The sequence below is a fragment of the Kribbella sp. NPDC058245 genome (assembly GCF_042882005.1).
In the GTDB taxonomy this organism is placed as follows: Bacteria; Actinomycetota; Actinomycetes; order Propionibacteriales; family Kribbellaceae; genus Kribbella.
This window is the reverse complement of sequence record NZ_JBHVWY010000032.1, coordinates 23,916-38,606: the sequence shown is the minus strand read 5'-3', so window position 1 is coordinate 38,606 and position 14,691 is coordinate 23,916. Positions and strand designations below refer to the sequence as shown.

Annotated in this window: 13 protein-coding genes; 4 read left to right on the top strand and 9 right to left on the bottom strand. The window is 67.5% G+C overall.

What is annotated here, in order from left to right; translation table 11 throughout:
* Nucleotides 1-440: 440 nt before the first annotated feature.
* The 7 genes from ACFVWG_RS41195 to kdpF form a co-directional block, all read right to left on the bottom strand.
* Entirely contained in the window at nt 441-1,205 is a 765-nt protein-coding gene (locus tag ACFVWG_RS41195) for a methyltransferase domain-containing protein (protein WP_391548987.1), read from the bottom strand.
* The gene (locus ACFVWG_RS41190) at nt 1,202-1,879 is read right to left on the bottom strand and encodes a response regulator (RefSeq protein ID WP_391548986.1); all 678 of its coding nucleotides are present in this window, start codon (nt 1,877-1,879) and stop codon (nt 1,202-1,204) included. The genes ACFVWG_RS41195 and ACFVWG_RS41190 overlap by 4 nt, the downstream gene beginning before the upstream one ends.
* Before the next feature lie 70 nt (nt 1,880-1,949).
* Nucleotides 1,950-4,517 (bottom strand): DUF4118 domain-containing protein, encoded by a 2,568-nt coding sequence (locus ACFVWG_RS41185; RefSeq protein ID WP_391548985.1) that lies wholly within the window; start codon nt 4,515-4,517, stop codon nt 1,950-1,952.
* A 7-nt stretch (nt 4,518-4,524) separates the two neighbouring features.
* Complete coding sequence (gene kdpC / locus ACFVWG_RS41180) at nt 4,525-5,127, bottom strand: K(+)-transporting ATPase subunit C (RefSeq protein WP_391548984.1); 603 nt, start codon at nt 5,125-5,127, stop codon at nt 4,525-4,527.
* Between the two features lie 11 nt (nt 5,128-5,138).
* Nucleotides 5,139-7,142 (bottom strand): potassium-transporting ATPase subunit KdpB, encoded by a 2,004-nt coding sequence (kdpB, locus tag ACFVWG_RS41175; RefSeq protein ID WP_391548988.1) that lies wholly within the window; start codon nt 7,140-7,142, stop codon nt 5,139-5,141.
* Between the two features lie 80 nt (nt 7,143-7,222).
* A complete protein-coding gene (kdpA, locus tag ACFVWG_RS41170) occupies nt 7,223-8,884 on the bottom strand; it encodes a potassium-transporting ATPase subunit KdpA (protein ID WP_391548983.1) in 1,662 nt (553 codons plus the stop codon).
* The gene (gene kdpF, locus ACFVWG_RS41165) at nt 8,884-8,973 is read right to left on the bottom strand and encodes a K(+)-transporting ATPase subunit F (RefSeq protein WP_131363646.1); all 90 of its coding nucleotides are present in this window, start codon (nt 8,971-8,973) and stop codon (nt 8,884-8,886) included. The genes kdpA and kdpF overlap by 1 nt, the downstream gene beginning before the upstream one ends.
* A gap of 252 nt (nt 8,974-9,225) precedes the next feature.
* Here kdpF and ACFVWG_RS41160 point away from each other — a divergent pair, with 252 nt between their 5' ends.
* The 4 genes from ACFVWG_RS41160 (at nt 9,226) to ACFVWG_RS41145 (ending at nt 13,186) form a co-directional block, all read left to right on the top strand.
* The gene (locus tag ACFVWG_RS41160) at nt 9,226-9,849 is read left to right on the top strand and encodes a hypothetical protein (RefSeq protein ID WP_391548982.1); all 624 of its coding nucleotides are present in this window, start codon (nt 9,226-9,228) and stop codon (nt 9,847-9,849) included.
* A gap of 68 nt (nt 9,850-9,917) precedes the next feature.
* A complete protein-coding gene (locus ACFVWG_RS41155) occupies nt 9,918-10,997 on the top strand; it encodes a TIGR03118 family protein (RefSeq protein WP_391548981.1) in 1,080 nt (359 codons plus the stop codon).
* 447 nt (nt 10,998-11,444) lie between these two features.
* Complete coding sequence (locus ACFVWG_RS41150) at nt 11,445-12,053, top strand: class I SAM-dependent methyltransferase (RefSeq protein ID WP_391548980.1); 609 nt, start codon at nt 11,445-11,447, stop codon at nt 12,051-12,053.
* Nucleotides 12,054-12,208: 155 nt separating this feature from the next.
* Entirely contained in the window at nt 12,209-13,186 is a 978-nt protein-coding gene (locus ACFVWG_RS41145; RefSeq protein WP_391548979.1) for a GlxA family transcriptional regulator, read from the top strand.
* Between the two features lie 13 nt (nt 13,187-13,199).
* On the opposite strand, the gene ACFVWG_RS41140 is transcribed toward ACFVWG_RS41145, so the two are convergent.
* Nucleotides 13,200-13,760 (bottom strand): cysteine dioxygenase, encoded by a 561-nt coding sequence (locus ACFVWG_RS41140; protein WP_391548978.1) that lies wholly within the window; start codon nt 13,758-13,760, stop codon nt 13,200-13,202.
* On the bottom strand, nt 13,757-14,674 hold the full coding sequence (locus tag ACFVWG_RS41135) for an amidohydrolase family protein (RefSeq protein ID WP_391548977.1): 918 nt from the start codon (nt 14,672-14,674) through the stop codon (nt 13,757-13,759). The genes ACFVWG_RS41140 and ACFVWG_RS41135 overlap by 4 nt, the downstream gene beginning before the upstream one ends.
* Nucleotides 14,675-14,691 lie beyond the last annotated feature (17 nt).

Sequence of the window (14,691 nt, the reverse complement as noted above, 5' to 3'; positions counted from 1 at the left end):
AAACCTCTCCCGCACCTCATACCCACGCGCAACCGGCATCGGACAACACCTTCCTTCAGGCGTTGCTTCGACCGATGGACTCCGCCCAGCACATTCAGCGGATATCCCCTGAAATGCCCAGCAACAGGCCGGGTCGGGTCGGGAGGGGCGCGGGGGGTCGGGAGGGCGCGGGGGAGCGCGGTGGCTGGGGAACGGGACTGACCTGGATCGACAGGAAGAAGTCCCCAACGACAAGACCGTCGCACCCGAATGCTCCGGGCGGGCATCCCGTGGTGGGGGGTCGCGTGGTTGGTGGGGGGCTTGAACACGTTATGGCTTGTTCAAGCCCACCGGTTCCTGTTCACGGCCCCGACTCACCCCCGCCCATCGGCCGCGGATGCGGGGCCGGCCGCCGCTAGCGTCCGAAGACACGCCGACCATGTACTACGACCCTTCGGACGTTAGGGCTCGGGGGCCCAGCCGACGGCTTCGATCCAGAAGCGGGCGAGGAAGCCGCCGGGCTCCTCGGACCAGGTCGTCCAGGCCTGCTCCATCTCGTCGACCTCGGCACCGGTGGCGATGTTCTGCTCGATGATCCGGTCGCGTTGCTTGGCCATCAGGCTCGCGGTGAAGGTCCCGACCCCGGCGACCTCTGCCGGCGTGCCGTGGTGAACGACGCGCGCGTAGCTCTCACAGTTGACGAAGCCGGCCTCGACGAGCAGGGAACGCAGTTGCTTGCCGACGAACGGCGACGTCCCGGCACGAAGCCGGCGCATTACCTCAGAAGACGCCTCCAGCAACGCGTTCGTCGGGTAGAGCAGCTGGCCGTCCCAGTCGGCGTCGACGAAGCCGACGACCGCGCCCGGACGGGCTACGCGTCGTACCTCGTGCATGACGGCCAGCGGGTCGGGCAGGTGTTGCAGCATCGCGCTGGAGAAGACCGCGTCGAAGGTGCCGTCCTCGAACGGAAGGCCCTTCGTCACGTCACCTTCGACCAGCGTCACCGCACTCGGGTCTGCCCCTTCAGGCAGTCCGGGATGGAGGTCGAAGCCCGTCGTGGATCCCGGATGTACCCGTTCGGCCAGTCCGACCGTGATGGATCCCGGTCCGCAGCCGAGGTCGAGCAGGCTGATTCCTGGGCGCAAATGCCTGGTGAAGAAGGCGGCCTGCGTCTCGGCAGTACGTTTCGCGTAATTGACCCTGCGCGGGTCCCCCGTTGTCGTCACGGCTCGAAACGGTAGCCCATCCCGGGTTCGGTCAACAGATGTTTTGGGCGCGCCGGATCGGCCTCGAGCTTGCGCCGCAGCTGACCCATGTAGAAGCGAAGGTTTCCACTCGCGCTCTCGTACCCTGGCCCCCACACCTCGGTCAGCAGCTGGCGTTGCGCCATCAGCTTGCCCGGATGCCGGACCAGCACCTCGAGCAGATGCCACTCGGTCGGCGTCAGCCGGATGTCCTCACCGGTCTCCAACGTGACCCGCTTCGCGGCGAGGTCGACGCGAATACCACCGACGGCGACCACAGGCTCATCCTGCGCCAGGTTGCTTCGCCGCAGTACGGCGCGCATCCGCGCCAGCAGCTCGTCGATCCCGAACGGCTTCGTGACGTAGTCGTCGGCCCCGGCGTCCAGCGCCTCGACCTTGTCGGTCTGATCAGTCCGCCCGGACAGCACCAGGATCGGCGCCTCCGTCCAGCCGCGCAGCCCGCGAATCACGTCGACCCCGTCGAAATCCGGCAACCCGAGGTCCAGGATGACGAGTTCCGGCGGATGTTGCGCGGCCACCCGAAGCGCCGCCGTACCGGTGCCGGCCAGATGCACCTCGTACCCACGCGCCTTCAGGTTGATCTGCAACGCCCGCACAATCTGCGGCTCGTCGTCGACCACCAGCACCCTGGTCACGCGACCCCCCAGCCACCGCTAACGTCCGAAGACTCGCGGGCACTCGTCCTCGGATCTTCGGACGTTGTGGTCATTTTGGGCCTTCCCGTTCACGTGCTCCAGGCACCGGTACGTCGGCAGTCGTGGCGGCCGGCACTGACACGACCATCGTCAGTCCGCCGCCGGGGGTGTCCTCGGGTTGCACCGAGCCCTGCATCGCCTCGGCCAAACCGCGAGCCAGGGCGAGGCCGAGCCCCACCCCGACCGTGTTGTCGGTGTCGCCCAATCGCTGGAACGGCGCGAACACTCGATCGCGGTCCTCGCGCGGGATCCCGGGACCCCGATCAATCACCCTGATCTCCACCGTGTCCCCGAGCGAGCTCCCCGTCACCAACGGTCCACGGTCGGGAGGCGAGTAGCGCAAGGCGTTCGCCACCAGGTTCGCCACAACGCGCTCGATCAACGCCGGGTCGGCCTCGATCAACGGCAGTGTGTGCGGGATGTCCACAACGACCCGCGCACCGTCGTCGCCGAGCTCAGCCAGTACGCCGGGAATCACCTCATCCAGCGCCATCGGCCGCGTGAACACTGGCAGGACTCCCGCCTGCAGCCGGGACAGGTCGAGCAGATTGTCGACCAGCCGGGAGAGCCGGTCGAGTGACTCATCCGCAGTCTCCAACAGCTCAGAACGCTCGGACTCGGTCCACTCCACATCATCGCTGCGCAGCGAAGTCACCGAGGCCTTGGCCGACGCCAACGGCGATCGCAGGTCATGACCGACCGCCCGAAGCAACGCCGTACGGAGCTTGTCCGCCTCGGCAAGCGGCTTCGCCTCCGCGGCCGCCTCGCTCAACCGGGCTCGATCCACCAACGCAGCCGCGTGGGCCGCAAACGCGCCCACCAGCCGCCGCTCATCCGCAGCCAGCTGCCGACCTTGCAGCACGAGCACCAGATCATCCCGACCCGGGATCTCCGCGTCCCCATCCTCCGGTCGCCGGCAGGTCGGCGTACCGGCTGAAGCGATCGGTCGCCAGATCTCGGTCAGCTCGTCATCGTCCACGCGCTCCATCAGGCAGGCGCTCGTCATCCCGAAGGCCTCGCGCACCCGCTCGAGCAAGGCCGGCAACGCGGTCTCGCCGCGCAGGACCGAACCGGCGAGCGTGGCCAAGGTCTCCGACTCGGCCGCCGCTCGAGCGGCCTGTCTGGTACGGCGGGCAGCCCGGTCGACGACTGAACTCACCAGCGCCGCCACCAGCACGAAGATCGCCAGCGCGAGCGCGTTGTTCACCTCGGCGATCGTGAAGGTCTTGGTCGGTGGCGTGAAGAAATAGTTGATCACCAACGATCCACCGACCGCGGTCACCAGCGCCGGCCAGAGCCCACCAACCAGCGCAACAACCACCACAGCCAGCAAGAAAGCCAGTACGTCGCTGGTCAGGTTGATCCGATCGCCACCGAGATCCAGCGCGAGCGCGAGGATCGGCTGCAGGAGGACCGACAGCACGAACCCCTGAACCTTCCGCCGCCGCGACAAGCTCCCGCGCAGCCGAGGCAGCCGACCGCGACCCATCTGCGAGTGCGTGACGATGTGTACGTCGATATCGCCCGAGTCCCGAATCGTCGACGACCCGATCCCTGGCCCGGTGATCGCGGACAGCCGCGAGCGGCGCGAACCGCCGAGCACCAACTGGGTCGCGTTCTCGGCGCGGGCAAACGTCAACAGGGCCAGCGGTACGTCGTCCCCCACCACCTGGTGGTAGGTACCACCGAGCGATTCGACCAGATTGCGCTGCTCGGCCAAGCGTTTCGGGTCGGCGCCGGTCAGCCCGTCCGAGCGGGCGACGTGGACGGCGAGCAGGTCCCCACCGGAGGAGCGGGCGGCGATGCGGGCGGCACGCCGGATCAGGGTCTCGCCTTCGGCACCGCCGGTGAGAGCGACGACCACCCGTTCCCTGGCCTCCCAGGTCGAGTCGATGTCATGTTGGGCACGGTACTGCTGGAGCCCCGCGTCCACCCGGTCGGCGAGCCACAGCAGTGCGAGTTCGCGCAGGGCGGACAGGTTGCCGACCCGGAAGTAGTTGCCCAGGGCAGCGTCGATCTTGTCCGCCGCGTAGACGTTGCCGTGCGCCATCCGGCGGCGCAGCGCCTCCGGGGTCATGTCGACCAGTTCGATCTGGTCCGCGGCCCGGACCACGCGGTCCGGCACGGTCTCCTGCTGCGGCACGCCGGTGATCTTCTCGACCACGTCGTTGATCGACTCCAGGTGCTGGATGTTGACCGCCGAGATCACGTCGATCCCGGCGGCCAGCAGCTCCTCGATGTCCTGCCAGCGCTTCTCGTTCCGGCCGCCCGGCACGTTCGTGTGCGCCAGTTCGTCGACCAGCGCGACCTCGGGCCGCCGGGCCAGCAGGGCGTCCAGGTCCAGCTCGGTGAAGCTGGCACCGCGGTAGTCGACGATCCGCCGCGGTACCAGTTCGAGCCCCTCGACCATCGCTGCGGTGTGCTCACGGCCGTGGGTCTCCACGAACCCGATCACCACATCGGTGCCCCGGGCCAGCCTGCGCTGCCCCTCACCCAGCATCTTGTAGGTCTTCCCGACGCCAGGTGCGGCGCCGAGGTAGACCCGCAGCTGACCACCCCTCACTCGATGATGCCGCATACAGTGATCATGCCAGCGCTGCGTTGAGCGTGACGACATTGACGTACGGCTCCCCCAGGAACCCGAGCACACGACCGTGCGTGTTCTTCTTCACCAACTGCGTCACCTGAGCCACGGATAGCCCGCGCTCCCGGGCAACCCGGTTGATCTGCAGAGCGGCGTACGCCGGGCTGATCGCCGGGTCGAGTCCCGACCCACTGGCCGTCACCGCATCCGGCGGGACCTGCGAAGGGTCGACACCCTCCAGCTTCGCCACCTCCTGCCGCCGGTCGTTGACCAGCTGGAGCAGGTCGGCGTTGTTCGGCCCGTACTGCGACGCTGCGCTGCCCATCGCGTCGTAGTCGACCGCCGACGGCCGGGTCTGGAACCATTTCGGGTCGGCGACCATGATCGCGTCGCCCTTGTCGTCCTTCTTCCCGCTGTCCATCGTGTAGCTCTGACCGATCAGGTCGGAGGCGACCTCTTTGCCGTTCACCTTGATCATCGAGCCGTTCGCGTTGCCGTGGAACAGCACCTGCGACGCCCCGGTCATGACCAACGGATAGGCGATGCCGAGCACCACCGTGAACACCAGCAGCGCACGGAGCGCCGTACCGAACTGCCTCATCATCTGAAGTCCCTTCACCGAAGACCAGGGATCAACGAGATCACCAGGTCGAGAAGCTTGATGCCGATGAACGGTGTGATGAGGCCACCAACGCCGTACACGAGCAGGTTGCGGCGCAGCATCGCCGAGGCCGAGGACGGCCGGTAGCGAACACCACGCAGGGCCAGCGGGACCAAGGCAACGATCACCAGGGCGTTGAAGACGATCGCGGAGACGATCGCCGACTCCGGCGAGTGCAGCTGCATGATGTTGAGCTTGTCCAGTCCCGGGTACGCCGAGGCGAACAGGGCCGGCAGGATCGCGAAGTACTTGGCCACGTCGTTCGCGATCGAGAACGTGGTCAGCGATCCGCGGGTGATCAGCAACTGCTTGCCGATCTCAACGATCTCGATCAGCTTGGTCGGGTTGGAGTCCAGGTCGACCATGTTGCCGGCCTCCTTGGCCGCCGACGTCCCGGTGTTCATCGCGACCCCGACGTCGGCCTGCGCGAGCGCGGGCGCGTCGTTGGTGCCGTCACCGGTCATCGCGACCAGCCGGCCGCCCTCCTGCTCCTTCTTGATCAGCGCCATCTTGTCCTCGGGCGTCGCCTCGGCCAGGAAGTCGTCGACCCCGGCCTCCTCGGCGATCGCCTTCGCGGTCAGCGCGTTGTCACCGGTGATCATCACGGTCCGGATGCCCATCGCGCGCATCTGGTCGAAGCGCTCCCGCATCCCGGCCTTGACCACGTCCTTGAGGTGGATCACCCCGAGGGCGCGCGCCGTACCGCCGACTGCCTCGGCCACGACCAGCGGCGTACCGCCAGAGGCCGAGATGCCGTCCACGATCTCGCCGAGCCGCGGATCCGTCGTACCGCCGTGGCCGTTGATCCAGACGTTGACGGCACCCGCTGCGCCCTTGCGCACCTGGCGATCGTCGACGTCGACGCCGCTCATCCGCGTCTGTGCGGTGAACTCGACGAACGTTGCATGCGGCAACTCTCCCGTGTGCCGTTCGCGCAGACCATAACCAGTCTTCGCCAGTACGACGATCGACCGACCCTCGGGCGTTTCGTCAGCCAGGCTTGACAGTTGGGCCGCGTCAGCCAGCTCGGTGTCGGTCACTCCGACCACCGGGATGAACTCGGCCGCCTGCCGGTTTCCCAGCGTGATAGTGCCCGTCTTGTCCAGCAGCAACGTGTTCACGTCACCGGCCGCCTCGACCGCACGACCGGACATCGCGAGCACGTTGCGCTGCACCAGCCGGTCCATGCCGGCGATACCGATCGCGGACAGCAGCGCACCGATCGTGGTCGGGATCAGGCAGACCAGCAGGGCCACCAGGATCACGATGCTGAGGTGCACACCGCCGTAGTTCGCGAACGTCGGCAGCGTGACCGTGGCGATCAGGAACACGATCGTCAGGCTCGCCAGCAGAATGTTCAGGGCGATCTCGTTCGGCGTCTTCTGCCGCGAGGCGCCCTCGACCAGCGCGATCATCCGGTCGATGAAGCTCTCACCGGGCTTGGTCATGATCTTCACGACGATCCGGTCCGAGAGCACCTTGGTACCGCCGGTGACCGCACTGCGGTCGCCACCGGACTCGCGGATGACCGGAGCCGACTCACCGGTGATCGCCGACTCGTCGACGCTCGCCACACCCTCGACGACATCACCGTCGCCGGGAATGATCTCTCCCGCCTCGACGACCACCAAGTCGCCGAGCTGCAGCTGAGCCGCTGGTACCTCTTCTTCCGAAGGGCCGTTATCGATGAGCCGACGGGCGGTGGTCTCGGTCTTGGCACGACGCAGCGTCTCGGCCTGAGCCTTGCCGCGGCCTTCGGCCACGGCCTCCGCCAGGTTGGCGAAGATCACGGTCAGCCAGAGCCACACGACGATCCACCAGGCGAACACGCTGGAGTCGGTGATCGCGATGATCGTCGACGCGACCGCGCCGACCTCGACCACGAACATCACCGGGTTCTTCACCATCACCCGCGGATCGAGCTTGCGCACGGCATCCGGGAGCGAGGTCAGCAGCATCCTGGGGTCGAACAGACCGGAAGATGCCTTCTTCTCGACCGCCTTCTCCTCAGCGGGAGGAGGGGTCTTCACTAGCGTGGTCACAGTCCCTCCGCGAGGGGTCCGAGAGTGAGTGCGGGGAAGTAGGTCAGGCCGGTCACGATCAGAACGACACCGACGAGCATCGTGACGAACAAGGCCTTGTGCGTGGGCAATGTGCCCTGGGTGACCGGGACTGGCTGCTGCTTGGCGAGCGAACCCGCCAGCGCGAGCGCGAACACGATCGGGACGAAGCGGCCGAGCAGCATCACCAGGCCGAGAGCCGTGTTGTAGAAGGGGATGTTGGCGCTGATGCCACCGAACGCTGACCCGTTGTTGTTACCGGCCGAGGTGAACGCATACAGGACCTCGGAGAACCCATGCGGGCTGTCAGTGTTGAAGATCGACGCCCGTGCGACGGCCAGCCCCATCGCGATCGAGGCACCCACCAGTACGACGGTCGGCGTCGCAAGGATGTAGAGCGAGACCAGCTTCATCTCGCGCGCGGTGATCTTCTTGCGCAGGTACTCCGGCGTCCGGCCGACCATCAGGCCGGCGATGAACACCGTCAGCACTGCAAGGATGAGCATGCCGTACAGGCCGGTTCCGGTACCACCCGGTGAGACCTCACCGAGCATCATGTGGAAGAGCGCCGTACCGCCGCCGAGTGGGGTGAACGAGTCGTGCGCAGCGTTCACCGCGCCGGTCGACGTACCGGTGGTGGAGCTGGCGAACAGGGCCGACGCCCATTCGCCGAAGCGGGTTTCCTTACCCTCCATCGCGGCACCGGCGGCCTGCGTCGCCGTACCGGTTCCTTGGTTCTCGAAGAAGGTCGCGGAGAACGTGAAGGCTGCCCACAGCGTGCCCATCACGCCGAGGATCGCGTAGCCCTGTCGCTTGTCCTTGACCATCACGCCGAAGGTCCGGGTCAGGCAGACCGGGATCACCAGCAGCAGGAAGATCTCGAACAGGTTGGACAGGCCGTTCGGGTTCTCGAACGGGTGACCTGAGTTCGCGTTGTAGTAGCCACCACCGTTGGTGCCGAGCTCCTTGATGACCTCCTGGCTGGCCACCGGGCCGCCTGGGATGGTCTGGGTCTGGCCGACCACCGAGGTCACCTCGTGCCCACCAGAGAAGTTCTGGACAACACCAAGAGCGACTAGAGCGAGTGTTCCGACGATCGCGATCGGCAGGAGCACGCGCAGTACCGTCCGGGTCAGGTCGACCCAGAAGTTGCCGAGCCGGTCGGTCTTGGACCGCGCGAAGCCCCGGATCAGGGCGACCGCGACGCTGATTCCGACCGCGGCGGAGAGGAAGTTCTGTACGGCGAGGCCGGCGAACTGGACCAGGTGACCCATCGTCACCTCGGGCGAGTACGACTGCCAGTTCGTGTTCGACACGAACGACGCCGCGGTGTTGAAGGCCAGGCCGGACTCGACGTTCGGCAGGCCCAGCGACAGCGGCAGGTGGCTCTGCACCCGCTGCAGGATGTACAGCAGGAACACACTGACCGCGGAGAACGCGAGCAGGGACCGGGCGTAGACCGCCCAGGTCTGGTCGGCCCGCGCGTCCACACCGAAGAGCCGGTAGGCGCCCCGCTCGACCCGCAGGTCGGAGTCGGAGGTGTAGACCCGGGCCATGTACCCGCCGAACGGCCGGTAGACCACGGCCAGGCACGCGACCAGGAAGCCGACCTGCAACAGGCCGGCAGCGGTGTCGGACATCAGAACCTCTCGGGAAAGATCAGGGCGGCGACCAGGTAAAGAACCAGAGCCACGGCCACCACCAGTCCGGCGATGTTCTCGGCGCTCACAACTTCTCCACTCCACGCAGCGCGAACCAGACGGCCGCGAAGACGACGACGGTGACGGCGAGGTAGATCACGTCAGACATGACGGCCCCGCACGGGTTTCTTGCTCATGCCTTCACTGCACACCGCTCGCTGCCTGGTCAGGAGGGTTCTCACAGCTCTCTCACACCCGCTGACAGCTCTCTCACGGGTCTCTCACGCTCCTGATACCGGACCTGACTTCGCGCCTGGGCCCGCCGCCCCCATACTTACGCCGTGACTGATTTGGACATCACCGCCCCCGCCGAGCAGTTCTTCTCCGCCGAGAGCCGCGAGGCCCTCGCCGAGGCCAGCCGCAAGCTCGCTGAGCGCCTGCAGGCCCACACCGAGTCCCTGCTGGCGATGACCGGCACCGAGGACCACGACACCCTCGACGAGCAGAACGCTGCCCTCGAGGAGCTCGTCGCCGACTGGAACGACGCCGTCTTCGAGCACACCGGCACCACCCCGCTGCTGCTCGACGACGAAGAGGACGTCGACGGCGAGGAGGAGACCGACGAGGACCACGTGATCAGCGTCGTCTCCCGCTTCGACCTACGCGTCGTCGACCTGGACACGCTCCTGGAAGCCGGCCGCGCCGCCCAGGAACGGCACCCCGCCGAGCTCGAGGAAGGCGGCGAGATCGACCCCGTCGAGACCGCCGAGCAGGCCATCTTCGAGATCAGCCGCGAGGTCGGCGAGGCCTGGTTCGAGCTGCCCGGCATCGAGATGCTGGCCGGCGCCCGCGCGTACGTCGTACCGGAGGTTCCGTTCGAGCCGCTCGACCCGGACGCGGAGGACATCACCAGCGAGCTCTCCGCCCCGAACGGCATCCCGACCCACGCGGAGTCCTGGGCCTGAGATCTGAACCACCCGTTCGTTCCTGACGTATCAGGGGTGTTTTCGTCCCTCGATCGACAGGAAGTGACATGTCGTTTCGTCTCAAGGGTCGCCCGGTGATTCTGGCGACCGTGCTTGTGGGTGGACTGGGGCTCGTCGCCCCGGCAGCAAACGCGCACCCGTACGGCGGGCCCCATGGCGGGCTCGCCGTACAGCAGGTCAACCTGGTGGCCGACCAACCGGGGAAAGCGGCCCTGGCCGACCCAGATCTGGTGAATCCGTGGGGGCTGGCGCTCGGCGCGACGTCGCCGTTGTGGACCTCAAACGCCGGTACGTCGACCTCCACGCTCTACACGGCTGCACCCACGAAGGTGCCGACCATCCGGGTGAACGTACCCGCGCCGACCGGGCAGGTGGCCAACGCCGGGACCGGGTTCGTGCTGTCCAACGGGACCGCGAGCGCGCCGGCCCGCTTCATCTTCTCGACGTTGACCGGGCAGATCGCGGCCTGGGGACCACCCGTCAGCCCGCTCGTCGGCGCGGCCGAGATCAAGGCGACCACCCCCGGAGCCGTCTACACCGGCCTCGCCCTCGCCGGGGACAAGTTGTACGCCGCCAACTTCGCGCAGCACCGGATCGACGTCTTCGACAACACGTTCAAGCCGGTCAAGCAGTCCTGGTGGGCCTTCCGGGACTTCTCACTCCCCTCGGGCTACACCCCGTTCAACGTGCAGACGCTGAACGGGCGGATCTTCGTCAGCTACGCCAAGGTCGACAAGAAGACCGGCCGTAGTGCCGCTGGGCACGGCCTCGGGTACGTCGACGAGTACACGGTCGACGGGAAGTTCGTCGCCCGGGTCGCGTCGCGCGGAGACCTGAACGCGCCCTGGGCGCTCGCGCTCGCCCCGACCGCGTGGGGTCAGCCCGCCGGCACCTTGCTGATCGGCAACTTCGGCGACGGCCGGATCAACATCGTCCAGCCGAAGTCCCACGGTCGCTACAAGTCCGTGGGGCAGGTCCGCACCCCGGCAGGGAAGCCCCTCGCCATCGACGGCCTCTGGGCCCTGACCCAAGGCACGGCCGCCACCGGCGGCACCGACGCCCTCTGGTTCTCCGCCGGTCCCGACAACGAAACCCACGGCCTCATCGGCCTCCTCCGCAAGCCCTAACACCCGTTGCCCGGGAAGGTGTTGCCTTCCCGGGCACCCAACAATGAGCGCCGCCCCGCCAGGCACCTGCGCTAACGTCCGAAGGATCGGAGGGCCCGCGTACGGTTTTTCGGACGTTAAGGCAGACCCCGCACTAACGTCCGAACGATCGGAGAGCCCGCGTACGGTTTTTCGGACGTTAGTGGGATCGGCCCTAGCCGGGGGTCGCGACCCGCCCGGCGGGCTTCAGCCGGCCGCCTCGGATGGGGATCCGCGGAGTCCTACTGTCAAATACCGGCCGCCACTTTCCGCGAACCGGCGTCGTCCGCAGCGATCGCCGCTAACGTCCGAAAACACGCCGACCACGCCCGCCAGTTATTCGGACATTAGCGACGGGCGCTGGCTGCCCCGGGATGCCCCGGGATCTGGCCTGCCGTGGGGGGTGAAGTGTGGTGAGGCTTGTTCGTCATGACGATTCATGACGAACACGGGATGACGAGGCTGCTGGAGACGGCGCGGGTGCGGGAGTTGCTCCGCCAGTACCTGCCGGAGCCGCCGGCGAAGGTGGCGGATATCGGAGGTGGGCATGGGATTCACGCGCAAGGTCTGCTGGCGGACGGGTACGACGTACGGATGCTGAATCCGGTCGCACGACAGACCGCGGACGAGGAGTTCGATGCGGCGTTCCTGCCCGGCCTGATGCCGCTGGTGGCCGACCCCGCCGACCGCCGTACCGCTCTGCGTGAAGCGGTTCGAGTGACGCGGTACGGCGGGTTCGTGGCGGCGGTCGCGATCAACCGAACCGCGGCCTGGTCAGAGCACACGACGTACCACACGGTCGCGCAGCTGCGATCCGAGCTGACCGGCGCAGGGCTGCGCGCGGTGTCGGTTCACGGCCTGGCCGGCGCAGGCGACTGGCTGACCGTCATGATCGACAGTCACTACAAGGGATTGGCACTACCGCACAGCGATCTGGCGCCGCTGCAGACCGCGCTCGAGTGCGCGCGACTCGCCGACCGGCACCCCGACGTCGTCCAATCGAGCCCGCTGCTGTTCGGGATTGGTCAGCGTGATTGAGCGATCGGTCGACGAGGTATCCGAAGAACACGATGACGAGGAGTGCGAAGGCATAGACGGCGATCTGGAGCAGGAGCATCAACATGACTCCATGGTTCTGTTCGCCGACTGGACGAGACAGTGGCAGGAATGCCGCTGTTCGATAGATTGTGGTCATGCATCGGGTGGCGGTGGTGATGGCCGACCGGTCGGGTGTGCTGGATGTGGCGATCCCGGCCCAGGTGTTCGGGACGGCCCGGTCGTTGGAGAAGGCGCCGGGTGAGTTGTGGGGCGAACGCCTGTACGACGTGATCGTGTGCGCCGAGCGGCCGGAGGCGACGGTTTCGGGGCCCGGCGGACTCGACCTGTTCACGATGACGACGCCGTACACGTTGGCGGACGCCCGGACGGCGGACACGATCATCGTGCCGGGCGGGTCCAACGCGACGTGCCCGTCGGCCGAGCTCATCGAACTGCTGCAGGACGCCCATGCGCGCGGGGTGCGGATCGCGTCGATCTGTAGTGGCGCGCTGGTGCTGGGTGATGCCGGGCTGCTGGAGGGGAAGGTGGCAACGACGCACTGGACGTCGACCGACGTCCTGGTCGAGCGATGCCCGAGTGTGCAGGTGGATGCGAATGTGTTGTTCGTGGACGCCGGCGACGTGCTCACCTCGGCCGGCGCGGCGACCGGGATGGACCTGTGTATGCACATGGTGCGGAGCGACTTCGGGTCGGCGGTGGCCGCCGAGGTCGCTCGGCACATCGTGCTGTCGCCGGCGCGCGAAGGCGGGCAGGCGCAGTTCATCGTGCATCCGGAGCCCGGTCCCGACTGCGGGTCGCTGGAGCCGACGATGCGGTGGATCCGGGAGCACCTCGCCGAACCGATCACGCTGGCCGACATGGCGTCGTACGCGATGGTCAGTCCGCGCACGCTGAACCGGAAGTTCCGCGAGCAGACCGGTACGACGCCGCTGCAGTGGTTGCTGCGGCAGCGCATCCAGCACGCCCAGGAGTTACTGGAAACCACGACGATCCCGATCGAGGAGATCGCTCGCCACTGCGGGTTCGGTACGGCGATCAACATGCGCCAGCACTTCACCCGCCAGGTGCGGACCTCCCCGATCGGCTATCGAAAAGCCTTCCGAGCGTCCTAGTCGATCGGGCCGTCTAGTCGATCGGGCGCAGCTCGTCGGCGTACGAGACGGAGACCCGGCGGAGGACGTTGTCCTTGACGGAGTACTGGCCCATCCGCCAGAGCGGCGGGCTGTAGACGTGGACGCTGACGCTGCCCTTGTCGCGGCCGACCATGCGGTGGATGTGGTCGGGGCCGAACCCGTAGACGTCGCCGGCTACTACTTCGGTCTCGATGGAGTCGGTACCGATGGCGAGGTTGTGCTCGACGAGGCTGCCCTTGGCGACGGCGACGGCACCGGAGGAGGTGTCGTGGTCGTGCCAGCCGGTGTCGTTGACGGGGGTCCAGCAGATCAGCCAGACGTCGACGTTGGCGTCGCGGTGCAGGGAGGCGAAGACGCGCTCGTCGTCGCTGTAGGCGACCTTGTCCTCCCACAGGTGCGGCTGGGCGGCGATGGAGGACGCCAGCTCGGTCAGCTCCTGCGGAGTGAGATCGCGGCCCGGGAGGTCGTCCAGCGACAAACAGTTGTTGAGATCCACTAAACGGCTGGGTTGACGTGCCGGGACGACGGGTGCGTCGATGGGCTGAGCAGTCACTGCACTCCCCTCTCAGGAGATGGACGGCCGGCGCTGGGGTCTCCCCCGAACAGCAACCGGTGTGGGTTGTCGTGGCGGATCACCGCGGTTGCGGCGGCGCCTTGGCGAAGGTCGGTGATTCCGGCGTACGGGCGGTCGGTGCCGTGCACGACCTGATCGATGCCGAGAATCCGCGCGACCGCGTCGATACCCTGCGGGCCGTAGCTCGAGGTATCGACGTACAGGTTGGTGTCGATGGTGCCGAGGCGACCGCCGCGCGCGGCCAGTCGCTCGTGGTGCACGGGCGCGAGGCCGGCCGCGGCGGCGAAGCAGATCCGCAGCCGCGGGAACTCACGACGCCCGCCGTAGGCATGCCAGGCCCACCACGCGGCCTGCAGCTGCTGGCTGTAGTCGACCACTGGGGCCCACCAGCCGGGTACGTCGCCGGCCGGCTCAGCGATCCCCGGGTGCACCAGCACCGGCCGGTCCCATCCTTCGGCGATCGCCAGCAGTTCCCCGTACGTCGACCAGCCGGCTGGCGTGGCCAGCACATGTGCGGGCAGTTGGAAGCCAAGGAATCCCTTGTCCAGAAGGGCTTTCGCCTCATCAAGATCCGGCTCGGGCAGCCGCACCGAAGCCCACGCCTTGAACGGCTCAGGCAGCGCAGCCACCCCGGAATGCCATGAATCAAACAGTTCATCGTCGCCCAGCGACTCGATCCCGAGCGCACAGGACGCCGAAACCGCCGCGAGCCCGGTCCCGAGTTCGCGCTCGATCGCGACCCGCGCCTCGACGTCGTGCGCGGCCGGATCCACCTCGTACGGCGGCTCGGTCGCAGTGTGCAACGTCCAGCCGTCCAGGTACGGCGGCTCGGTCCGGGCGCGCAGGCGGTCGACGAACTCGGCCGGCCAGAGGTGCTGGTGGATGTCGATCACAGCTCCTCCTTCCGTCC